The sequence below is a fragment of the Aeromonas sp. QDB25 genome, assembly GCF_027707725.1.
GTDB classification, from domain to species: Bacteria; Pseudomonadota; Gammaproteobacteria; order Enterobacterales; family Aeromonadaceae; genus Aeromonas; species Aeromonas caviae.
The window spans coordinates 18,151-40,617 of the sequence record NZ_JAPCIZ010000031.1 but is presented as its reverse complement, the minus strand read 5'-3'; the positions used below and the strand labels follow the sequence as shown (position 1 = coordinate 40,617).

General features: G+C 61.8%; 21 protein-coding genes and 4 tRNA genes. 15 read left to right on the top strand and 10 right to left on the bottom strand.

Annotated features, from left to right (window positions below; all coding sequences use genetic code 11):
* Positions 1 to 15: 15 nt before the first annotated feature.
* A complete protein-coding gene (gene fabV, locus PG883_RS12545) occupies positions 16 to 1,203 on the bottom strand; it encodes an enoyl-ACP reductase FabV (RefSeq protein WP_039040675.1) in 1,188 nt (395 codons plus the stop codon).
* Positions 1,204 to 1,655: 452 nt separating this feature from the next.
* On the opposite strand from fabV, the gene PG883_RS12540 reads away from it, so the two are divergent.
* Positions 1,656 to 2,090, top strand: a complete 435-nt coding sequence (locus PG883_RS12540; protein ID WP_010672329.1) for a universal stress protein — start codon at positions 1,656 to 1,658, stop codon at positions 2,088 to 2,090.
* A 191-nt stretch (positions 2,091 to 2,281) separates the two neighbouring features.
* Entirely contained in the window at positions 2,282 to 3,295 is a 1,014-nt protein-coding gene (gene trpS, locus PG883_RS12535; RefSeq protein ID WP_128341635.1) for a tryptophan--tRNA ligase, read from the top strand.
* Here trpS and PG883_RS12530 read toward each other — a convergent pair.
* The gene (locus tag PG883_RS12530; RefSeq protein WP_270807250.1) at positions 3,274 to 4,248 is read right to left on the bottom strand and encodes a LysR family transcriptional regulator; all 975 of its coding nucleotides are present in this window, start codon (positions 4,246 to 4,248) and stop codon (positions 3,274 to 3,276) included. The two genes, trpS and PG883_RS12530, sit on opposite strands and share 22 nt — an antisense overlap.
* 91 nt (positions 4,249 to 4,339) lie before the next feature.
* On the opposite strand from PG883_RS12530, the gene PG883_RS12525 reads away from it, so the two are divergent.
* Entirely contained in the window at positions 4,340 to 5,239 is a 900-nt protein-coding gene (locus tag PG883_RS12525; protein WP_042882104.1) for a DMT family transporter, read from the top strand.
* Positions 5,224 to 5,385 (top strand): hypothetical protein, encoded by a 162-nt coding sequence (locus PG883_RS12520; protein ID WP_010672325.1) that lies wholly within the window; start codon positions 5,224 to 5,226, stop codon positions 5,383 to 5,385. Before PG883_RS12525 ends, PG883_RS12520 begins: the two co-directional genes overlap by 16 nt.
* A gap of 105 nt (positions 5,386 to 5,490) precedes the next feature.
* Here PG883_RS12520 and PG883_RS12515 read toward each other — a convergent pair whose 3' ends face one another.
* Entirely contained in the window at positions 5,491 to 5,961 is a 471-nt protein-coding gene (locus tag PG883_RS12515; RefSeq protein WP_270807254.1) for a DUF6314 family protein, read from the bottom strand.
* Positions 5,962 to 6,003: 42 nt separating this feature from the next.
* On the opposite strand from PG883_RS12515, the gene PG883_RS12510 reads away from it, so the two are divergent.
* Entirely contained in the window at positions 6,004 to 6,858 is an 855-nt protein-coding gene (locus PG883_RS12510) for a carboxylate/amino acid/amine transporter (protein WP_053287971.1), read from the top strand.
* Between the two features lie 63 nt (positions 6,859 to 6,921).
* Here the strand turns inward: PG883_RS12510 and PG883_RS12505 are convergent, their stop codons facing one another.
* Both PG883_RS12505 and PG883_RS12500 read right to left on the bottom strand, forming a co-directional pair.
* Positions 6,922 to 7,785 carry a GGDEF domain-containing protein gene (locus PG883_RS12505; protein WP_045522664.1) on the bottom strand — a complete coding sequence of 288 codons (864 nt, stop codon included), beginning with the start codon at positions 7,783 to 7,785 and terminating at the stop codon, positions 6,922 to 6,924.
* A gap of 158 nt (positions 7,786 to 7,943) precedes the next feature.
* Positions 7,944 to 8,657, bottom strand: coding sequence for a 3-deoxy-D-manno-octulosonic acid kinase (locus PG883_RS12500; RefSeq protein ID WP_010672321.1), 714 nt, complete (start codon positions 8,655 to 8,657; stop codon positions 7,944 to 7,946).
* Positions 8,658 to 8,795: 138 nt separating this feature from the next.
* Between PG883_RS12500 and PG883_RS12495 the strand changes: the two genes are divergently transcribed.
* From PG883_RS12495 to PG883_RS12465, 7 genes are all read left to right on the top strand, one after another.
* Positions 8,796 to 9,896, top strand: a complete 1,101-nt coding sequence (locus tag PG883_RS12495; RefSeq protein ID WP_270807249.1) for a glycosyltransferase family 9 protein — start codon at positions 8,796 to 8,798, stop codon at positions 9,894 to 9,896.
* 256 nt (positions 9,897 to 10,152) lie between these two features.
* On the top strand, positions 10,153 to 10,779 hold the full coding sequence (gene gmk / locus PG883_RS12490) for a guanylate kinase (RefSeq protein WP_270807248.1): 627 nt from the start codon (positions 10,153 to 10,155) through the stop codon (positions 10,777 to 10,779).
* 79 nt (positions 10,780 to 10,858) lie between these two features.
* Complete coding sequence (rpoZ, locus tag PG883_RS12485; protein WP_005307060.1) at positions 10,859 to 11,134, top strand: DNA-directed RNA polymerase subunit omega; 276 nt, start codon at positions 10,859 to 10,861, stop codon at positions 11,132 to 11,134.
* A gap of 135 nt (positions 11,135 to 11,269) precedes the next feature.
* A complete protein-coding gene (spoT, locus tag PG883_RS12480; protein WP_039040667.1) occupies positions 11,270 to 13,387 on the top strand; it encodes a bifunctional GTP diphosphokinase/guanosine-3',5'-bis pyrophosphate 3'-pyrophosphohydrolase in 2,118 nt (705 codons plus the stop codon).
* Positions 13,388 to 13,494: 107 nt separating this feature from the next.
* A complete protein-coding gene (trmH, locus tag PG883_RS12475) occupies positions 13,495 to 14,238 on the top strand; it encodes a tRNA (guanosine(18)-2'-O)-methyltransferase TrmH (RefSeq protein ID WP_164882621.1) in 744 nt (247 codons plus the stop codon).
* A complete protein-coding gene (locus PG883_RS12470) occupies positions 14,228 to 15,268 on the top strand; it encodes an alpha/beta fold hydrolase (RefSeq protein ID WP_270807247.1) in 1,041 nt (346 codons plus the stop codon). The genes trmH and PG883_RS12470 overlap by 11 nt, the downstream gene beginning before the upstream one ends.
* A 103-nt stretch (positions 15,269 to 15,371) precedes the next feature.
* Positions 15,372 to 16,175 (top strand): Cof-type HAD-IIB family hydrolase, encoded by an 804-nt coding sequence (locus tag PG883_RS12465; protein WP_266142468.1) that lies wholly within the window; start codon positions 15,372 to 15,374, stop codon positions 16,173 to 16,175.
* A gap of 70 nt (positions 16,176 to 16,245) precedes the next feature.
* Here the strand turns inward: PG883_RS12465 and PG883_RS12460 are convergent, their stop codons facing one another.
* The 5 genes from PG883_RS12460 to PG883_RS12440 all read right to left on the bottom strand — a co-directional run bounded on the left by PG883_RS12460 (position 16,246) and on the right by PG883_RS12440 (position 17,381).
* On the bottom strand, positions 16,246 to 16,764 hold the full coding sequence (locus tag PG883_RS12460; protein WP_270807246.1) for an RICIN domain-containing protein: 519 nt from the start codon (positions 16,762 to 16,764) through the stop codon (positions 16,246 to 16,248).
* Positions 16,765 to 16,935: 171 nt separating this feature from the next.
* Positions 16,936 to 17,012 (bottom strand) — tRNA-Pro (locus PG883_RS12455).
* A gap of 60 nt (positions 17,013 to 17,072) precedes the next feature.
* Positions 17,073 to 17,158 (bottom strand) — tRNA-Leu (locus tag PG883_RS12450).
* A gap of 20 nt (positions 17,159 to 17,178) precedes the next feature.
* Positions 17,179 to 17,254, bottom strand: a tRNA-His gene (locus PG883_RS12445).
* Between the two features lie 50 nt (positions 17,255 to 17,304).
* Positions 17,305 to 17,381: transfer RNA gene (locus PG883_RS12440), tRNA-Arg, on the bottom strand.
* A 263-nt stretch (positions 17,382 to 17,644) separates the two neighbouring features.
* Between PG883_RS12440 and PG883_RS12435 the strand changes: the two genes are divergently transcribed.
* Genes PG883_RS12435 through PG883_RS12425 form a run of 3 tightly spaced genes read left to right on the top strand, consistent with a single transcriptional unit; the run spans position 17,645 to position 22,434 of the window.
* On the top strand, positions 17,645 to 18,235 hold the full coding sequence (locus PG883_RS12435; protein ID WP_042864666.1) for a TetR/AcrR family transcriptional regulator: 591 nt from the start codon (positions 17,645 to 17,647) through the stop codon (positions 18,233 to 18,235).
* Entirely contained in the window at positions 18,232 to 19,338 is a 1,107-nt protein-coding gene (locus PG883_RS12430; RefSeq protein WP_039040661.1) for an efflux RND transporter periplasmic adaptor subunit, read from the top strand. Before PG883_RS12435 ends, PG883_RS12430 begins: the two co-directional genes overlap by 4 nt.
* A gap of 15 nt (positions 19,339 to 19,353) precedes the next feature.
* Positions 19,354 to 22,434 (top strand): multidrug efflux RND transporter permease subunit, encoded by a 3,081-nt coding sequence (locus tag PG883_RS12425; protein ID WP_270807245.1) that lies wholly within the window; start codon positions 19,354 to 19,356, stop codon positions 22,432 to 22,434.
* Positions 22,435 to 22,467: the final 33 nt, after the last annotated feature.

Here is a 22,467-nt window from a genome sequence, read left to right as displayed (position 1 = left end):
CCCCTCGTGCGGGTGTCAGGGCGTCAGCTCAGTGAGTGACGCCACGTTCACCGGCGCACCGTAATCCACCCCCGGCAGCTCGAAGCCGTTGAGCTGCATGAACTCCTGGCGCAACCCGGCAAAATCCCCCAGGGTGCGGAAGTTCTCCGGCGTCACCTTGGGCCAGAGTGCCGAGACGGCGGCCTGCACCGCTGGCTCAAGCTCGTGGTCATCCATCCGGATCAGCCGGTTGCCATCGGCGACGACCCCTCTGGGCCCGTACATCTTGTCGGCAAACAGCCGCTGCATCTGCTCGATGCAGCCCTCGTGGACACCACGCTCCTTCATCACCCCCATCAACAGGCCCAGATAGACAGGCAGCACCGGAATAAACACGCTCGCCTTGGTCACCAGCGCCTTGCAGACCGACACCCAGGCATGACCGCCAATCCCGGCAAGTTGCAGGTTGATGGTCTCGGCGGTGGCGTGCAGGTGCTCCTTGGCATAGCCGATGGTGCCGTCCCGATAGAGGGGATAGGTGGACTCGGGGCCGATATAGGAGTAGGCAACGGTCCGGGCGCCGGGGGCCAGGCAATCCGCCTGCTGCAATGCCTGCATCCAGCGCTGCCAGTCCTCGCCCCCCATCACGGTGACGGTGTCGCGGATCTCCTCCGGGGTGGCTGGCACCAGCGACTGCTGCACCAGCGCATCGTGCTCCAGATCCAGCCCCCAGCCTTGCAGCGGCTGGCCTGTGGTCTTGAGCACCGAGCGTACCTGTGTGCCATCCGGCATCACCCTGACTCCGCTCGCCAGCGAATAGACCACCAGATCCACCTGCCCGAGTCGCTGGCGGATGACGTCGATGGCCTGCTGGCGCATGGTGTCGGAGAAGGCATCTCCGATCAGGTTGACGGCGATGCGACCGGCTTGCTCCGCCGCCTGACGAAACCAGATGTTGTTGTACCAGCCAGCACTGCCGAGCCCCTTGTCGGAGGGACCCCGCTCGAACGAGACGCCCAGGGTATCGGCCCCGGCACCGAAGGTGAGCGCGATCCGGGACGCCAGCCCGAAACCGGACGATGCCCCCAGCACCAGCACCCGTTTCGGCCCGTTGAACGGCCCCGCCGCCCGCACCTGTTCGATCTGTTGCAGCACGGCGGCGCGACAACCCATGGGGTGGCAATTGCGGGCAACACAACCCTGGATCTGGGGATGAATGATCATGAAGGACTCTCCGGTGCATCGGTGGGACATGAGAAACGGCCATGACAGCGTCACCCGGTTGCAGGTGAGGAGCCCTGGTCGTTTTGCCAAGGGAACTGGCTACAGCATAACCAAGGGGGGCGGGATTACCTTGATGTCGGACGGGATATGGACTGGAAGAGGGCAGAAAAACAAAAGGGAGCGCGAGGCTCCCCAAAGCGGTATTCAGATGCTTTTTGTTGTTTTGTGTTCATTGCGAAGCACGGGCACATCCTATTTCCCCACCTTCTCGGGGGCAATAGCACGCCTGTGACCGGCGTCAAACTCCTGTTCAAAATATGCACTCCCCGGCCACCTGCACCTCTACGCCTTCCGGTTCGGGGTCAGGCAAATCCTGAAACTGTGGCGACGATGCCGTTTTAGTTTCAGCAGACATTGGTATAGTGGACCCAGGATCAGTGAGGAGAACTCCCATGAATGGAACCTATTACAAACACGTACTGGCCGCGATCGACCTGTCGGAAGACAACCGCAAGGTGATCGAGAAGGCGGTCGACCGGGCCCGCTCCAACGGCGCCAAGCTGTCGGTGATCCATGTGGATGTGGACCTCAAGGATCTCTACACCGAGATGATCGACATCGACATCGACAACGTGCAGGACCAGGTGATCGCCGAAGCGAAGGAGAAGCTGGAAGCCTTCCTCGCCTCGGTGGACTACCCCATCGAGAAGAAGCTGGTCATCTGCGGCGATCTGAGCGAGCGGGTTAACCAGGCGGTCAAGGACTACCAGATCGACCTGCTGGTGTGCGGCCATCGCCAGAGCTTCTGGAGCCTGCTCACCTCGAGCGCACGCCAGCTGATGAATACCGTGCCCTGCGACATGCTGGTCGTGCCCTTGCAGAAGTGATTGAACAGGCGTAGTGTGATTTGCCATGAATATGACCTCATTCAATCACAACTACTGGTGGTGCCGCTTCTAAACAGGCGGCACTGCTTTTCTATGTAGAATTTCCCAAAGAAAACACCGTGACCGCCGAGAGGCGGTCATTGTTTTCATCCCTTTGTCGCCTCCCGGCTCACCCCACTGGAGAGAGTGACATGCACAACCCCGTGATCCTGACCGGCGACCGCCCCACCGGCAAACTGCACATCGGCCACTACGTCGGCTCCCTGCGCCAGCGCGTGGCCGCCCAGCACCATTACCGCCAGTTCGTCATGATCGCCGATCTGCAGGCGCTGACCGACAACGGCCACAACCCGGCCAAGGTGACCGATCACGTACTGGAGGTAATGGCCGACTACCTGGCCGCCGGCCTCGACCCGGCCAAGACCACCTTCTGCCTGCAGAGCGCCCTGCCCGCCCTCGCCGAACTCACGACCTACTACCTCAACCTGGTCAGCGTCGCCCGGCTGGAGCGCAACCCCACGGTGAAGGCCGAGATCCAGCAGAAAGGGTTCGAGCGCAGCCTGCCCGCCGGCTTCCTCGTCTATCCGGTCAGCCAGGCCGCCGACATCACCGCCTTTCGTGCCACCCATGTGCCGGTGGGCGAGGATCAGCTGCCCATGCTGGAGCAGACCAACGAGATAGTGCGCCGCTTCAACACTCTGGTTGGCAAAGAGGTGCTGACCGAGTGCCAGCCCATCCTGAGCGACACCGGCCGCCTGCCCGGCATCGACGGCAAGGCCAAGATGTCCAAGTCCCTTGGCAACACCATCGAACTCGGCATGTCGAGCGGCGAGATCAAGCAGGCGGTGTTCGCCATGTATACCGACCCCAATCACCTCAAGGTGAGCGATCCGGGTCAGGTGGAGGGCAATACGGTGTTCGCCTATCTGGATGCCTTCCACCCCGACAAGGCACTGGTGGCCGAGATGAAGGCCCATTACCAGCGCGGTGGTCTGGGGGACATGCGCTGCAAGCAGGTACTCAACGACTGCCTGCAGACCCTGCTCGCTCCGATGCGGGAGCGGCGCGAGGCAGCCATCGCCGACAAGCGCCAGCTGCTGCGCCTGTTGCAGCAGGGCACCCAGCAGGCCCGGGCCCTCACCGACGAGGTGCTGGCCGAGGTGAAGGGTGCGATGGGGCTGGACTACTTCTCCGGATTGGCGTGATCTGCCCCCTGCGGCGCGGGATGGCCGAGCGCATCCGCGCCGTAGCGCTCCCTCGCCAGCCGGTGCAACAACCCCTTGAACCAGCCGATCGCCTCGTCATGGGCACTGAGCGGGTGGCCCGCCATCAGGTAGACGATGGGGATGGCGGGTTCCAGCTGGTGCAAGCGCAACGGATAGTGGCGACAGAAGTGGCGCCCGATCATCTCGGGCACCACCACCAGGTAGCGGCCGGTCGCCATCAGCGGCGGTACCGCCATAAAGCTCGGCAGCCTGACCCCCAGGTCCCGCTCCACCCCGAAACGGGCCAGCCAGAGATCCACCATGGCCTGGCTGTGGCCCCAGCTGGAGGTGTGGATATGGGGGCGGCTGACCAGTTCTCCCGACCCCAGCATGTCGGGCAGGGCGCTGCCGAGGGGCGACAAACAGACCAGCGGATTGCTGAACCACTCCTCGCGCCACAACCGGGGCGAGAGGTGGTTGGCACCGGCAAACCCGATCACCAGATCCAGTTCCCCCTTCTCCAACTCCCGCTCGTAGTCGCTGTCCGCCAGCTCGCACACTTCCAGTCGGCAGTGGGGAGCCTGCTGCACCATCCACTCCACCAGCACCGGCACCAGGCCGTGCTCCACCGAGCCCGGGGTGGCGATACGAAAGATCCGCCGGGCACTTGCCGGGTCGAATCCCTTGGCCTGACGCAGCCCCTGCTCCAGCATGGCCAGCGCCTGGCGCACCGGGCTCGCCAGCGCCTTGGCCCGTTCGGTCGGCATCATCTCGCGCCGGCTCATCACGAACAGGGGGTCATCCAGCGCCTGGCGCAAGCGCCCCAGCGCATGGCTGACGGTGGACTGGGAGAGGTGCAGCCGTTCGGCGGCGCGAGTGACGTTGCGCTCCTGCATCAGCATGTCGAACACGGTGAGCAGGTTGAGGTCGAGGCGGGAGAGGGGCAGTTCCATCGATATTGGCCATAGTTGAATGACGACAATTCATTTTTGGCATAGTAGCAGATTGCATAGAATGCGCAGGCGAATTACATCGGAGATTCAAATGCGTAGCTATCTGTTGTTGCTGGCGATCGGCCTGTTGTGGGGCTCCCAGTTCATTTTCATGCACCAGGCCGTGGCTGAACTGCCCCCCATCATGGTGGCCGCCGGACGCGCCCTGTGCGGCAGCCTGACCCTGGGTCTACTCTGCCTGTTCATGCGCCTCAAGAGTGAACACACACCCTGGCGAACCTATATGCTGATCGCCCTGCTCGACGCCACCATCCCCTTCATCATGGTGGCCTGGGGACAACAGTATGTGGACAGCGCCATCGCGGCCGTGGTCATGGGTTGTATCCCCTTTGTGACCATTCTGGCGGCTCCCTTGTTTATTTCTGGTGAAAGAATCACCAAGGGCGGCCTCGTCTCCGTGATCATCGGCTTCGTCGGCGTGCTGGTACTGTTCTGGCCCAAGCTGACCAGCGGCATGAATGCCGGCCTGCTCGGTGCCATGGCCATCCTGTTCGGTGCCAGCTGCTTCGCCATCGGCCTGCTGATGATCAAGCGCTTCGCCAAGGACCATCCTGTGGTCGTGGCCCGCAACATCCTGATCTCCTCGGCCATCCAGCTGCTGCTGGCCGCGCCCTTCGTGGCCGACCTGAGCACCCTCACCCTGCCGAGCCAGCAGGCCATGGGCGCCGTCGCCATGCTGGGGATCTTCTGTACCGGCCTGGTCTACTTCCTCTACATGGCGCTGATCCAGAAGGCGGGCCCGACCTTCGCCTCCTTCAGCAACTACCTGGTGCCGCTGTTCGGCGTCATGCTGGGAGCCCTGTTCCTCGGCGAGCAGATCCAGTCCACCACGGGCGTGGCGCTGGCCCTGATCCTGGGTTCGGTCGCCCTCAACCAGTGGGCACAGCAGCGCCGCCAACAGCGGGAGGCTGCCCTATGTCAGGCATCCTGACCACCCTCTGCGGCGGTCTGGTACTGATAGCCGGCTGGCAGTATCGCCACCGGCTGGCCGGGGTGCTGGGTCTGCTGATGGTGCTGCTGCCCTGGTTCTTCGACAGCAAGCTGCAAGCCATGCTGAACTATGCACTGAATGCCTGAAGACCCTCTCTGCGTGTGTGACGAGAGTGTATCTCTCCTGTTTTTGGGACCGTTTTAACAAAACCTCCGATTTGTCCCCTCTACCGGCGCCCTGCGCCGGTTTTTTTATCTCTGCGCCTCTGGTCCGTAGCGATAACTCAACCACTCGTTCTTGCGCGGCCCCGTTATCTGCCAGGTGAGCAGGAAACCCTCGCCGGTTTCGGTCAGCTCGGCGCTGTAGTGATCCTGCCCGCACCGGTGAGGCTCGGCCGTGACCCAGTGCCCGTCCCCCCGGGGCAACAGCTCGAACAGCATCACCGGCTGCTCGTAGCGCAGGTGGGAGAGCATGATCCCCCGTGCGGTGCGCTGCCACCAGAAGCGGTTGTGCATGGTCAGCTCCCGGCCATGGGGCGTGGTGTAGCGACCCGTCTCGGCATACAGCCACCCCCCATGGTGATCGGTCACCACCACGGCCCCCTCCCCGCGACCGCACCAGTCGGTGGCGGATCCGGCCCCGTTGCTCGCCTCGAAGGCAAATGCTCCGATCTGTGACAACCCTTCCCATAAACGCTGGATCGCGCCTTCCAACTCGGCCATCATAGCGCCCTCCAAATTGACAACTGACGACAATTCAATCACATGAACTACTTGATAGGGGTTACCCTGCTCTGGTCCTTCTCCTTCAGCCTGATCGGGGTCTACCTTGCCGGTCAGGTGGATGCCTACTTCTCGGTACTGACCCGCATCGTGCTCGCCAGCCTGGTGTTTCTGCCCTTCCTGCGCCGTCGCTGGCTGCGCCCCGATCTGGTGGCCAAGCTGATGGCCCTCGGTGCCATCCAGCTCGGCATCATGTATCTCTTCTACTACCACTCCTTCCTGCTATTGACAGTACCGGAAGTGCTGGTGTTCACCATCTTCACCCCCATCTATGTCACCCTGATCCACGACCTGCTGGAAGGGCGCTTCAAGCCTGTCTATCTGTGGGGGGCCCTGCTGGCGGTGCTGGGGGCGGCCGTCATCCGTTTCGACGGCCTGACCGAAAACTATGTACTGGGATTCCTGGTGGTGCAGGGCGCCAACGTCTGCTTCGCCCTGGGCCAGGTAGGCTACAAGGTGCTGCTGGCCCGGGAGGCTGAGCAGCCGCCCCAGCTGGCGGTGTTCGGCTGCTTCTATCTGGGCGCCCTGGTGATCGCCCTGCCCGCCTGGTGGCTGCTGGGCAAACCTCAATATCCCGCCAGCTCCCTGCAATGGGGCATCCTCTTCTGGCTGGGGGTCGGGGCATCCGGGCTCGGCTACTTCCTGTGGAACAAGGGGGCGACCCTGGTCAGCAGCGGCGTGCTGGCCATCATGAACAACGCCTTGATCCCCGCGGGTCTGCTGGTCAATCTGGTGCTCTGGGGAAAGGATACCGACCTGCTCAGGCTCGGTCTGGGCGCCCTGCTGATGCTGGCTTCTCTCTGGGTCTGCCAGCGTCAGCAGGTCAGTGAGCGCTGACTGAAAACCATTGACGCTGATGGGTCCATCGGCGTCAATGGGTACGCGGACAGTGACTGGCCGTCAGCCGACCACGGCGTTGTGTTCCCGCTTCGCCTGACCGTGGCAGGAGGCCAACCGGGCCAGCAGGTGATCGAGCTGCTCGGCACTCTGGCTCTGCACCAAGCCGATGCTCACGGTCACCGGGCGCTGGGGCAGCAGGCTGGCGTCGGCGATCTCGAGACGCAGCCGCTCGGCAATCTCCAGGCCACTCAGCCGATCGGTCTGGGAGAGCATCAGGATGAAGCCGTCTTCGTCCCAACGGGCGAAGGGATCTTCCCGGCGCAGCTCGCGGCGCACGATGCGGGCCAGCTTGGCCAGCATGGCGTCGCAGGCCGCCTCCCCGAACAACTGCAGGATCTTGCTGCGGTGATCCACGCTGAACTGCAGCAGACAGAAACTGCCGCTCTCGCTGGCCAGCCGTTCATCCAGCAACAGCTCGAAGTGGCTGCGGCTCTCGAGGCCGGTGAGGGGATCCGTGTCGTGGCGATCCTCCAGGGGCGCCATGGCGGCATCCAGATGGCGAACCACCCCCAGCAGTTGACCCCCTTCGTCGCGACGGACCCGCTCCTCCAGCCGGATGTAATGGCCCTGATGGTGCAGGATGCGGTACTCGAGTCGAAGCCCGTTGCTGCGCCCTTGCTGACAGGCCTCCAGGGCCTCTGCCAGACGGGGAGCATCATCCGGATGTACCCGATCCAGCCAGCCGAGATCTCCCAGCTCGCCCCCCTCCAGACCCAGCAGTTGCAGACAGGAAGGGTCCCGCTTCAGACCCTGCCCGGCCGACCAGGTCCAGATCCCGGCCTCCAACATCGCCATGGCCTGTGCCATCAGCGTCACCTCAAGGGGAGTGGTGACCTCAACCCCGGGAGTCTCATACCTTTCCATCACGCGCCTCGAAACCGGATCTGAATATCTGTCCAAGCAATCACACTCAATAAGTAACATTGGTGCTGGCGCCGAGCAACCGCGCCAGCATCGCTGGCCTCGCACCTCTCGCCTCTGGTGGTCCGCCATCAGGGCTTGCTACGAAGTGAAGCCCGACGTCACGCCACCTTGCCCTGATAGCCTGCCATCAGCGCTTGCCAGTTCTCCGGCACGAAGTGGAAGCTGGTGTGCAGTTGCGACTCCTTGTTGAAGGAGCGCAGCAACCGCTCCAGGTTGGCCTGCTGCCAGTTGCCGGGGGAGCGGATGGCTCCTTTGTCGAAGTCGATCACCCACACCTTGCCCTCCTTGTCGAGCAGCAGGTTGTGGCTGTTGAGATCCGCATGATAGACCCCTGCATCGTGCAACTGGCGCACCGTTTTGCCTATCTTGTGCCACACCTCACCGGCGATCGGCCCCTGCTTGAGCAGGGCCACCAGATCCTTGGCGCCGCGAATGCGCTCGATCAGGATGTCGGCCCGATAGAAGGGCCCCTGCTTGACCATGCGGGCCGCAAAGGGGCGCGGCACCGGCAGCCCCTGTTCACTCAGGGTCGCCAGCAGACGATATTCAGCCATGGCCCGGCTGCTCTCCACCCCTTCAAACCAGAACCGGTCACGCACCAGCTTGCCCACCATGCCGCCACGGTAGTAGTGACGCAGCACCAAGTGACGGGATTCATCCTTCACGAACCAGGTCACCCCGCGACCGATGGAAGAACCCACCACCTGGCGATGGGTCTGCCACCAGACAGGATCGAACAAGGCAGGGGAAGGATCGCGGAAGACTCCGTCGGCATACCAGCAGACCTGGTTGTGGGTGGTGTGTGTCAGCATGATGAGAATTCCGGTCGATAGTGGGTGCAGGGCATCCATTCAGAAAGCCGTGCCGGTCGGGCAACCGGCGCAATTTTACAATCCACAGGGGAGTTTGCATAATGCCATCCATCCATTTTGCCATCGTTGCGCCACATCATGCCGCTGTTCCAAACGCCGCCCTCCTCCATCTGCATCCTGCGGCTCTCTGCCATCGGAGATTGCTGCCACGCGCTGGCGCTGGTGCGCGTCATCCAGCGGGAGTGGCCCCAGACCCGCATCACCTGGATCACCGGCAAGATTGAGGCGACCCTGTTCGCCGATCTGCCGGGGGTCGAGGTCATTCCCTTCGACAAGAGCAAGGGGTGGCGAGGCTATGGCGATCTCTGGCAGACCCTCAAGGGGCGCAGGTTTGATGCCCTGCTCCACCTGCAGGCCGCCATGCGCGCCAGCATCGCCACCCTCGGCATCAAGGCCAAGGTCAAACTCGGGTTTGATCGGGAGCGCGCCAGCGACGGTCAGTGGCTGTTCACCAACCATCGGGTCCCCTCACCCGCCTCCCCCCACGTCCTGGACGGCTTTCTCGCCTTCGCCAAAGAGCTCGGGATAAAGGATCTGACCCCGGACTGGCAACTGCCCATCAGCGCCAAGCACCAGACCTGGGCGAAGGAGAAAATTGGCGGCAAGCCGACCCTGCTCATCTGCGCCGCTGCCAGCAAGGCATTCAAGAATTGGACTGCCGCCGGCTATGCCGCGCTGGCGGATCACGCCGCAGACAAGGGCTTTCAGGTCTATCTGTGCGGCGGACCGGCCAGGCTGGAGCGGGATCTCGCCGCCGAGATCCAGCGCCTCAGCCAGAGCAAGCCGGCAGATTTGGTGGGGCAGACCAGCCTCAAGCAATTGCTGGCGCTGATTGGCGAGGCGAGCCTGGTGCTGGCCCCGGATACCGGCCCGGCCCACATGGCCACCTTGGTGGGGACACCCGTGATCGGCCTCTACGCCCACCACAACCCCGCCCGTACCGGCCCCTATCTGTGCCGGGATTATCTGGTCAGCGTCTATCAGGAACTGATTGAGCAGGAGACCGGCAAGCCGCTGGCCGAGCTCGGCTGGCGCACCCGCCTCAAGGATCCGGACGCCATGGCCAAGATAAGCCGCGAGCGGGTCATCGCCGCCTTCGACCGCCTCTGTACCGACAAGCATCTTCTACCGACCCAGGGCAACTCGGAAATTCCGAGCCCTGGCGCAGGGATAATCTGATGGCCCGGCCCCGGCTCCGTGGGCAGAATGGCCCTCTATGCGGGTAACGCCCGCACAGCAAGCTACGGATATTTTGATCGGCTGGAATATGATTCCGGCCGTTTTTTTATCCGCCCCCATCTGCTAACATTCGCCGCCTTTACATCCTCCTGACTCTGATTCCTCCGCGCATTGCGAGCAACCGTCTCCCTTATCGGGCACAAGACGGCGGCCTCTGCTACAACCAAAGCGCGGATCATCGCTTAAAGGTACAGACATGGCGCAACAAGGCACTCTCTATATCATCTCTTCCCCGAGCGGGGCCGGTAAGTCCAGCCTGCTCAATGCCTTGCTGACCCAGCACAACGCCGCCGGCAAGATGCAGCTGTCGGTCTCCCATACCACCCGCGCCACCCGTCCCGGTGAAGAGCACGGGGTGCACTACCACTTCGTCAAGGTGGAAGAGTTCAAGGCGCTGATCGAGCGCGGTGACTTTCTGGAGTGGGCAGAAGTCTTCGGCAACTACTACGGCACTTCCCGCGCCGCCATCGAGGCCTGCCTGGCGCAGGGCATCGACGTCTTCCTCGACATCGACTGGCAGGGCGCCCGCCAGATCCGCGAACAGATGCCGACCAAGTCCATCTTCATCCTGCCTCCCAGCCGCGAGGAGCTGGAGCGCCGCCTGATCGGCCGCGGCCAGGACAGCGCCGAGGTGATCAAGGGCCGGATGGAGAAAGCCATTGCCGAAATGGTGCACTATGACGAGTATGATTATGTCATCATCAATGAAGACTTTGAGCTGGCACTGTTCCAGCTCAGGGCCGTCATCGAGTGCCAGCGCCTGGTAATGCGTCAGCAACAGCAGGCCCAGCAAAACTTGCTGAAACAGCTACTGGCAGAGTAAGCCAAAAACAAGTAAACTTTTGCGTCATTTTTAAACACCGCTTTTTCAATCACAGAAAGCCCAAACACTGGAGTCCCGCATGGCCCGCGTTACTGTAGAAGATGCTGTAAAACAGGTAGGTAACCGTTTTGACCTGGTGCTGGTCGCCGCGCGCCGCGCTCGTCAAATCGCGGTACAAGGCAAGGATCCCCTGGTCGACGAAGAGAACGACAAGCCGACCGTGATCGCCCTGCGCGAGATCGAACTGGGTCTGGTCAACAACCAGGTGATGGATACTCAGGACCGCTACGAGCAGCAAGAGCAGGAAGCCGCCGAGCTGGCTGCCGTTGCCGCCATCGCAGAAGGTCGCGGCTAAGTCAGTCGCCTCCCATAGTCGGCGCCCGCCCGGGTGCCGGCTGTTCTCCCCATTTACAACCGCTCGAAAACCTCGCAAACTCGAGGGCATACCCTCAATTTCACGGATTGCCGTTTAACCGCTGCGGGGACTGTCTTGTATTTATTTGAAAATCTTAAAGAAATAGCCAGTTCCTACCTGCCACCCGAGCAGGTTGAGAAGCTCAGGCAAGCCTATGTGGTAGCCCGTGATGCTCACCAGGGACAGATGCGTTCCAGTGGTGAACCCTACATCACTCATCCCGTTGCCGTGGCCCGCATCCTGGGCGACATGCGCCTCGATCACGAGACCCTGATGGCTGCCGTGCTGCACGACGTCATCGAAGATACCCCTGTCACCAAGGACGATCTTGCCGAGCAGTTTGGCAACGCCGTCGCCGAGCTGGTCTCCGGTGTCTCCAAGCTCGACAAGCTGAAGTTCCGCGATCGCAAGGAAGCCCAGGTCGAGAACTTCCGCAAGATGATGATGGCCATGACCCAGGACATCCGGGTCATCCTGATCAAGCTGGCCGACCGCACTCACAACATGCGTACCCTCGGCTCCTTGCGACCGGACAAGCGCCGCCGCATCGCCCGGGAAACCCTCGAGATTTTCGCCCCCATCGCCAACCGCCTCGGTATTCACACCATGAAGAACGAGCTGGAAGAGCTCGGTTTCGAGGCGCTCTACCCCATGCGCTCCCGGGTACTGCGGGAATCGGTGCGCCGCGCCCGTGGCAACCGGCGTGAGATCATCGACTCCATCCAGAGCGAGATTGAGGGGCGTCTGCGGGAAGCCGGCATCGATGCCCAAGTGAGCGGACGCGAGAAGAACCTGTTCTCCATCTACAACAAGATGGAGAAGAAAGAACTGCAATTCCACGAAGTGATGGATATCTATGCTTTCAGAGTGAGAGTGAAAGACATAGACACCTGCTACCGGGTGCTTGGGCAGATGCACAGCCTCTACAAGCCTCGCCCCGGTCGCTTCAAGGACTACATCGCCATCCCCAAGACCAACGGCTACCAGTCCCTGCACACCTCCTTGGTGGGGCCCCACGGGGTACCGGTGGAGGTGCAGATCCGCACCGAGTTCATGGACCAGATGGCCGACAAGGGCGTCGCCGCCCACTGGGCCTACAAGCAGGATGGGGACAGCTCGGGCACCACGGCCCAGATCCGCGCCCAGCGCTGGATGCAGAGCCTGCTGGAGCTGCAACAGAGCGCCGGCAGCTCCTTCGAGTTCATCGAGGGAGTCAAGACCGACCTCTTCCCCGACGAGATCTACGTCTTCACACCGGAGGGCCGCATCATGGAGCTGCCCGCCGGCGCCACCCCGGTGGACTTCGCCTACACGGTGCACACCGACATCGGTCACGCCTGCGTCGGTTCCCGGGTCGACCGCCACCCCTATCCGCTCAGCAGCCCGCTGCACTCCGGTCAGACGGTGGAGATCATCACGGCCCCCGGCGCCCGCCCGAACGCGGCCTGGCTCAACTTCGTGGTGACCACCAAGGCGCGCTCCAAGATACGTCAGTTCCTCAAGAACCTGCGCACCGAAGAGTCCGTGGTGCTGGGCCGCCGCCTGCTCAACCATGCCCTCGGCGCCAAGAACATCGAAGACATCCCGGAAGCCCGCGTCAAGCAGGTGCTGGCCGATACCAAACACGAGAACCTGCAGGGGCTGCTGGCCGACGTGGGCCTTGGCAACGCCATGAGCGTCATGGTGGCCCGCCGCATGCTCGGGGATGAGCTGCCGCCGGAAGAGCAGCCCAAATCCACCAGTAAAAAGATGCCGATCAAGGGCGCCGACGGCATGCTGGTCACCTTCGCCAACTGCTGCCGCCCCATTCCTGGGGATGCCATCATCGCCCACATCAGCCCGGGCAAGGGACTGGTGATCCACCAGGAGTCCTGCCGCAACATCAAGGGCTACAGCCGCGAACCGGACAAATACCTGCCGGTGCAGTGGGAGGTGGACAAGGAGCAGGAGCAGGAATTCCGCACCGGCATCAGCATCGAGATCGTCAATCACCAGGGCGCCCTGGCGGAGCTGGCCAACGTGATTGCCGCCACCGGCGCCAACATCCACGCCATCAGCACCGAGGAGAAGGATGGCCGGGTCTATGTGGTCACCCTGCTCATCACCACCAAGAGCCGGATCCACCTCGCCAACATCATGCGCAAGATCCGGGTCATGCCCAACGTGCTCAGGGTGAGCCGACAGAAAAACTGAACACAGGCGGCGCAAGCCGCCTGCTGCTTTTCAAGAGATACCCAGGGCCCCATGCCGCAGGCCACCAGCCTTGTTGCATGCACCGGCCTCACGACATAGAAACCGACATGACTCCTGAACGCTTCAAACGCATTTCCGACATGCTGGCCCAGCGCCAGCTCGACCTGACCGTCTGCATGGAAGAGGTTCATAAACCTCACAACCTGGCCGCCATCGTGCGCACCGCCGATGCCATCGGCATCCACCGGGTGCATGCGGTCTGGCCCAAGAGCTGGATCCACAAGCGCAAAGGCACCGCCCGCGGCAGCCAGAACTGGGTGGACGTGAAGCTGCACCCGGACATCGGCAGTGCCGTGACCGAACTCAAAGCTTCCGGCATGCAGATCCTGGCGACCCACCTCTCCGACAGCTCGGTGGACTTTCGCGCCATCGACTACACCAGACCCACCGCCATCCTGGTGGGCCAGGAGAAGCACGGCATCGGCGAAGAGGCGCTGGCCCTGGCCGATCACCATATCGTCATCCCCATGGTAGGTATGGTGCAGTCCCTCAACGTCTCGGTGGCCGCCGCCGCCATCCTCTACGAGGCCCAGCGCCAGCGCGAACTGGCCGGCTGCTATCAGCGCGGCTGCCCGCTCACACCTGAAGAACAGAACACCATCTTGTTCGAGGGGGGCTATCCCGTCTATGCCCAGCTCTGCAAGGAGAAAGAGATGCCCTACCCCCAGCTCGGTCCGGCCGGCGAGATCCTGGCGGACGAACGCTGGTGGCAGCAGATGCAGCTGACCCGCAAGGGCTGGGCCGCCCAGCAATCGGATGATCCTTCGGAAGAGTACACTGATGAAGCTTAACCACCTGCCCCTGCTGGCCCTGACCCTGTTTTCTGCCGGAGCCCTTGCCGTGAGCAATCCTTACCAGCTGACTACTGAAGCCGACGTCCCCGCCCTCTATCAGCAGACCCTGCCCGACTTCTGGCGCCAGCATGCCGTCGAGGGGGAGTTCAAGGGCAAGGACGGGGTCACCCTCCGCTATGCCGCCCTGCGCCAGCCCAAGATCGATCGCGCCATCCTCATCGTCAACGGCCGGGTCGAGAGCTACCTCAAGTATCAGGAGCTGGCCTGGGATCTCTGGCGCCAGGGTTACAGCCTCTACCTCATCGATCATCGCGGCCAGGGAATGTCAGACCGCATGCTGGCCGACAAAGAGAAGGGATATGTCGACCAGTTCGACGACTATGTCGCCGATCTCAAACAGTTTCATGACGAAGTGATCGCCCAGGACCAACCCGCCAAGCTGTTCCTGCTGGCCCACTCCATGGGGGGGGCCATCTCGGCCCGCTATCTGGAACGCTGGCCGAACGACATCCAGGCGGCGGTGCTCTCCTCCCCCATGATGGGCATCAACCTCGGCGGCCTGCCCAAGTGGCTGGCCAAGGGGTTGGCGGCCACCATCGGCACGGTCGGCGGCTGGGTGGGCGAGCCCCCCTACGGCCCGGGTCAGGGACCCTATGAGGATCACGGCTTTGCCGACAACGAGCTGACCCACAGCACGGCGCGTTATCAGGCCTTCCGCCAGATCTACGAACAGCATCCCCAGGTCAGGCTGGGGGGCGCCACCGCCCACTGGATCCATCAGGCCATCACAGGATCGGACGCGGCCGTAGCCGACGCCGGCGCCGTCAAGACGCCGCTGCTGCTGCTGCAGGCCGGCGAGGACAGCGTGGTGGACAACGCCGCCCAGGAGGCCTTCTGCGCCAAGGCCCAATGTGAAGGGGGCAAGCCGCTGCGCATCGACGGGGCCTGGCACGAGCTCTTCATCGAGGCGGATCCCCAGCGTCAGGCCGCGCTCAATGCAACCCTGGCCTTCTTCGCGCGCTACTGACGCAACCAGAAGGGGCTGGTTATTTTTTGGATCCCTAAATAAATGGGGTGACGGCAGACGCTGGGGTACACTCCCCCGGCGTTCAATTGAAGTCGAGGTAATGATGTTCAAGGTAGTTGTGTCCGATCTCGATGGTACCCTGCTCAACGGGCAGCACCAGATCTCCTCCCGCACCCGGGATACCCTGCACCGTCTGGTCGATCAGGGCGTCAAGTTCGTGGTCGCCACCGGCCGTCACCATGTGGATGTGCGCAGCATCCGCGATGCGCTGGGGCTGGATATCTACCTCATTACCTCCAACGGCGCCGTGGTACACGACAAGCAGGATCAACTGGTCTACAACCAGGCGCTGCCGAGCACGGTGGCGGCCGAGCTGATCGCCATGGAACGCGATCCGTCCATCCACATCAACGTCTACTACGGCGACGAGTGGCTGGTGGAAGAGGAGCTGCCCTGGTTGCTGCAGTTCCATCACGACTCCGGCTTCAGCTACCGCCTGGCGGATCTGGCCAACCACCCGAAGGACAGGATCAACAAGGTGTTCTACATCGGCGACCACGACAAGCTGCTGAAGATAGAGGCGCACCTCAACCAGCAATATGGTGATCGGATCAACGTCACCTTCTCCCTGCCTGACTGCCTCGAGGTGATGCACGCCGGCGTGCACAAGGGCAATGCCGTGCGCGCCGTGCTGGAGCAGCACGGGCTGGAGATGTCCCAGGCCGTGGCCTTCGGCGATGGCATGAACGACTTCGAGATGCTGAGCATGGTGGGCCGTGGCGTGGTCATGGGCAACGCCCACGATCGCCTCAAACAGGCCCTGCCAGAGCACGAACAGACCCTCACTTCCGATGAAGATGGCGTCGCCGTCTATCTGGAGAAACTGTTCGCCTCCCAGACCCGCTGATACGGTACCCCCGTCGCGGATAGAAAAAGGGTGGCCACATGGGCCACCCTTTTTGCTTCTCGCCCTCTTGTCACCACGTCAGTGCCGGGCGCACCAGACGGTTCAACAGCGTGCCGGATGGCGTCCACTCAAAGCTCTGGTTGGCGCCGCCATAGCATTCGGCGAGGCGCAGGGGGACGGCCGGCTTGTGACGGCGACCCGCCACATCCAGGCACAGTGACACCTGCCGATTGAACAGACGATCCCCCTGCCACAACCATTGATGGCTCTCCTCCCGGCACGCCTCCATCCCCAGACCATCCTCCCCTTTGGCGACCAGGCAATCCCCGGCCAGTTGCAGGGCACCGACATCCCAGCTGAATGACTGGTTCGAGTGCTGATCGCAGGGCTGAGTCAGCAGACGGCCCTGCTCGCTCAGGGTCACGCAGAAGCCACCACTGGTCACCAAGGTGGCCTCGAGTTCGGCCTTTGGCTTGGGGGCGGCGCCCATCAGAAGATCTTCCGGTTTCGGCTGCAGGGCGCAGCCACCCAGCAGCAGTGCGGCCATGGCCAGCACGGAGAGTTGAAGAGAAGTGATATGGTGATGCATAGGCCTTGTATCTGGTCCGTGCCCGAGCGTCCCCTGTCTCGCGGCTCCGGGCCCCAGCATAGCGAACTCGTGGCGAACAGGCGCCTGAAGAAGTGTAAAAAGACGTGACAGGAAAAAACGGAAGAGAAACGCCAAAAAGCAAAAACCCCGCCTGAGCGGGGTTTTCAAATGTGGTCGGTGATAAAGGATTCGAACCTTTGACCCTCTGGTCCCAAACCAGATGCGCTACCGGGCTGCGCTAATCACCGAGGGGGGTATTCCAAAAACACAAAGATGACCATCTGGTCATCCTCGTCATACAGCAAGTATGGTGCGAAGAGAGGGACTCGAACCCTCACACCCGGGGGGCACTAACACCTGAAGCTAGCGCGTCTACCAATTCCGCCACCTTCGCGTACCTGACAAGCTGTAAAATGGGGTGGCTGATGGGGCTCGAACCCACGACAACCGGAATCACAATCCGGGACTCTACCAACTGAGCTACAGCCACCACAGCTGTTTTCGTTCTTCAACACGCCCGTTTAACCGGCGCACTTTTGATGGTGCGCCCGACAGGATTCGAACCTGTGACCTCTGCCTCCGGAGGGCAGCGCTCTATCCAGCTGAGCTACGGGCGCTACGCTGTCGAACGGGGCGCATTATTGATGATGATGCCGACCTTGTCTACTCTTTTTTTGACACAAAGAATCAAGTGCCTGTTTTTCAATCACTTCCGACCCTTTTCAACTATTTTTGTTTTGTTCAGGCTGGATCCAGCAATTCCCCACTACTTTTTGAATCCCTCACCCCATAGGGTCAGAGATGATGGGCAATGCTTGACTTGCCTTTGCGCCCACCTAGAATGAATGAACGTTCATTCAGTCGTTGACCTCTGATAACCATGGATAAGAAAGAACGCATTTTCGAAGCAGCTCACGAGATCCTCGGCGAGCAGGGCTTCTACGGCCTTTCCATTGCCGTGGTCGCCAAGAAAGCCAAGGTGGCGGCAGGCACCATCTATCGCTATTTCAGCGACAAGGATGACCTGATCCGCCAGCTCTATCAGCACACTATCCTCAAGTGTCATCCCCTGGTCATGGAAGGTGTGCAGATAGAAGAGGTGTCCTATGAGCAGTATCGACGCCTCTGGCTCAACATCGATGCCATCTTCACCAGCTACCCCAATGCGCTCAAGTGCAAATTGCAGTACGAAAGTTCTCCATTGGGGGCTGAATTGGAGCGGGATCCGGTCATAATGGCGACGTGGGCGCCACTTGAGCGCTTCTTTGAGCAAGGACGCCAACAGGGACTCTTCATCGATCTCCCCATTCTGGTGTTGCAAGCATTGAGTCTGGATTGCGTGGCCAACCTGGCACAGCAGCGCCGGGTTCACGATTTCGAATTGACGCAGGAACAGCTGGAGACGGTCATCCGGGCCAGCTGGAATGCCATTTTAAACCCTAATGTTTCCATCACAGGAGCCTGTTCATGAAAAAGTGGATGGCCATCATGTTGCTGATAGCACTCGCCCTGTTTGGCAGTGTCATCGGCTTCAATATGTTCAAGCAGAAGAAGATTGCAGAGTTCATGGCCAATCGGCCCGAGCCCGAGTTCCCGGTCACCGCCATGGTCACCAAGGCGCAGGACTGGGTCCCCACCATTGAAGCCATCGGCTTCATCGAGCCGAACCAGGGGGTCACCCTCTCCAGCGAGCTGTCAGGCACCATCGACAGCATCCGGTTCGAATCGGGGGCACATGTCAAAGCGGATCAACTGCTGCTGAGCCTGGACTCCAGTGTGGAAAAAGCCAATCTGAACTCCTCCCAGGCCAGGCTGCCGGCAGCCAGGGCCAAGTTCGAGCGCTACAAGAACCTCTATCAGAAGAACTCCATCTCCCGGGATCAGCTGGATGATGCCGAGGCAAGCTACCGCTCCCTGGAGGCGGACATCGACAGTCTGAAGGCCACCATCGCCCGTCGTGAGGTGCGAGCCCCCTTCAGCGGTGCCGTGGGCCTGCGCAACGTCTTCCTCGGCCAGTATCTGGAACCGGGTACCCAGATTGTGCGCCTCGAAGACACCAGCGTGATGCGCCTGCGCTTCACCGTGCCCCAGACCGACATCTCCAAAATCACCCTGGGACAGACCATCAAGATCAACGTGGATGCCTATCCCCAGACCCAGTTTGACGGCCAGATCACGGCCATCGAGCCCGCGGTCAACTATCAGAGCGGCCTGATCCAGGTGCAGGCAGACATTCCGAACAACGACGGCCAGCTCCGTTCCGGCATGTTCGCCCGCGCCAGCATCATACTGCCCACGGTGAAAGACCAGATCGTGATCCCGCAGTCCGCCATCTCCTTCACCCTCTATGGCGAGAACGTCTACGTCATTCACGAGGCTGACGGCGTGAAACGCGCCAAGCAGGTGGTGGTCAAGGCAGGTGAGCGTCGCGGCAACGATGTCCATGTGCTGTCCGGCATCAAGGCTGGCGATCAAATCGTGCTGTCGGGTCAGGTTCGCCTGAGCAACGATACCAAGGTGCACGTGGTCGAGAACGATGCCCTTGCCGTTCCGGCACAAACCCCGATGCTGTAAGCGCGGAGAGCTGCGATGCGATTTACTGACATATTCATAAAACGGCCTGTGCTGGCGATCTCGCTCAGCTTCCTGATAGCCCTGCTGGGCTTCCAGGCCATCTTCAAGATGCAGGTGCGTGAATACCCCGAGGTGATCAATACCGTCATCACGGTCAACACCAGCTACTATGGCGCCAGTGCGGATCTGATCCAGGGCTTCATCACCCAGCCTCTGGAGCAGGCGGTCGCCCAGGCCGACAACATCGACTTCATGACCTCCTCGAGCCAGCTGGGCAGTTCCACGGTGACGGCGTACATGAAGCTCAACACCGATCCGAACGCCGCGCTGTCCGACATCCTGGCCAAGGTCAACTCGGTGCGTTCCCAGTTGCCCAAAGAGGCGGAAGACCCTTCGGTCACCTCCTCCACCGGCTCCACCACGGCGGTGCTCTACATGGGCTTCACCAGCCCGGAGCTCAACTCCAGCCAGATCACCGACTACCTGGAGCGGGTCATCAAGCCCCAGCTGTTTACCGTGGGCGGGGTCTCCAAGGTGGATCTGTATGGCGGGGTCGAATTCGCCCTGCGGGTGTGGCTGGATCCGGCCAAGATGGCCGCCTTTGACCTGACCTCAAGCGACGTGATGACGGTGCTCAACAGCAACAACTATCAGTCCGCGACCGGCCAGGCCACCGGCTATTTCACCCTGTTCAACGGCAACGCCGAGACCCAGGTCGGCAACATCGAAGAGCTCAAGCGTCTGGTGGTCGCCACCCGCGACAGCAAGGTGATCCGTCTCTCCGACATCGCCAAGGTCTCCCTGGAGAAGAGCCACGACATCTATCGCGCCAGCGCCAACGGCCGCGAGGCCGTGGTTCTGGCCATCAACGCAGCCCCGACAGCCAACCCCATCAACATCGCCCACGATGTGCTGGAGCTGCTGCCGAGCCTGAAACGCAACATGCCGAGCACCATGCAGGTGAACGTCCTGTATGACTCCACCATCGCCATCAACGAATCCATCCACGAGGTCATCAAGACCATACTGGAGGCGGCCGCCATCGTACTGGTGGTGATCACCCTGTTCCTCGGTTCGTTCCGGGCGGTCATCATCCCCATCATCACTATTCCCCTGAGCCTCATCGGCGTGGTGATGATGATGGACATGTTCGGCTTCTCCATAAACCTCATGACCCTGCTGGCGATGGTGCTGGCCATCGGTCTGGTGGTGGATGACGCCATCGTGGTGCTGGAGAACGTCGATCGTCACATCAAGGAAGGGGAAGAGCCGTTCCGGGCCGCCATCATAGGTACCCGGGAGATCGCCGTGCCCGTCATCGCCATGACGGTCACCCTGGCGGCGGTGTATGCGCCCATCGCCCTGATGGGGGGCATCACCGGCTCCCTGTTCAAGGAGTTCGCGCTGACCCTGGCGGGCGCCGTGTTCGTCTCGGGCATCATCGCCCTGACCCTGTCGCCCATGATGTGCGCCAAGATGCTCAGGGCCAACGAGGAGCCCGGCAAGTTCGAGCGTACCGTACACGACCTGCTGGACCGGATGACGGCCCGCTACGACGCCATGCTCCATGCCGTGATGCAAAAGCGCATCGTGGTCATCCTGTTTGCCGTCATCGTGTTCGCCAGCCTGCCGCTGCTGTTCAAGTTCATTCCGAGCGAGCTGGCCCCGTCCGAGGACAAAGGCGTCATGGCGGTGCTGGGGACGGCCCCTTCCAACGCCAACCTGGACTACATCGAAAACACCATGGCGGACGTGAACAAAGTCCTGGACGACCAGCCGGAGATCGCTTACTCCCAGGTCTTCTCAGGGGTGTTCAACTCCAATCAGGCGTTCGGTATCGCCTCCATGGTGCCATGGAGCCAGCGTGAAGCGAGCCAGAAAGAGGTGCTGGACCGGGTCGCCGGTCTGGTGAAGGACATCCCCGGGATGGCCATCACCACCTTCCAGTTCCCGGAACTGCCGGGGGCGTCGAGCGGTTTGCCCATCCAGTTCGTTATCACCACCCCGAACAGCTTCGAGAGCCTGTTCCTGATCGCGGGTGAGATGCTGGCGGCAACCCAGGCCAACGGCCAGTTCGTTTATTCGGATCTCGATCTGAACTACGACTCGGCCACCATGAAGATCAGCATCGACAAGGACAAGGCAGGTGCCTACGGCATCACCATGCAAGACATCGGCGTCACCATGGGCACCATGATGGCGGACGGTTACGTCAACCGTATCGACCTGGATGGCCGCTCCTACGAGGTGATCCCGCAGGTGGAGCGCAAGTTCCGTCTCAACCCCGAGTCCATCAAGGGGTACTACGTGCGTGCCGCCGACGGCAAGTCGATCCCGCTGGGCAGCCTGATCAAGATTGAAGTGAAGGGAGAGCCCCGTGCCCTGCCCCACTTCAACCAGCTGAACTCCGCCACCATCGGCGCCGTGCCGGCACCTGGCGTGGCCATGGGGGATGCGATCAACTGGTTCAAGGCGACCGCGGAAGAGAAGCTGCCCCAAGGCTATCGTTACGACTTCATGGGGGAAGCCCGCCAGTTCGTGACCGAAGGAAATGCGCTCTACGCCACCTTCGCCCTGGCCCTGGCCATCATCTTCCTGGTGCTGGCGATCCAGTTCGAATCCGTGCGTGACCCGCTGGTCATCATGGTGTCGGTGCCGCTGGCCATCAGTGGCGCGCTGATCGCCCTGGCGTGGGGCATGGCCACCATGAACATCTACTCCCAGGTCGGTCTCATCACCCTCGTCGGTCTGATTACCAAGCACGGTATTCTGATCTGCGAGGTGGCGAAGGAGGAGCAGCTGCTCCATGGTCTGAACCGGATGCAAGCCGTAATGCAGGCTGCCAAGGTCCGTCTGCGCCCCATCCTGATGACCACGGCGGCGATGATCGCAGGCCTTATCCCGCTGCTCTATGCCTCGGGTGCGGGGGCGGCACAGCGCTTCAGCATCGGCATTGTCATCGTGGCGGGTCTGGCCATCGGCACCCTGTTCACCCTGTTCGTGCTGCCGGTCATCTACACCTTCCTGGCATCCGAGCACAAGCCGCTGCCGGAATTCGACGAATCCATCCCGGCAAAAGCCAAGGGCGGTCACTGATCCCAGCCCACACAAAAAAGGCCCCGAAAGGGG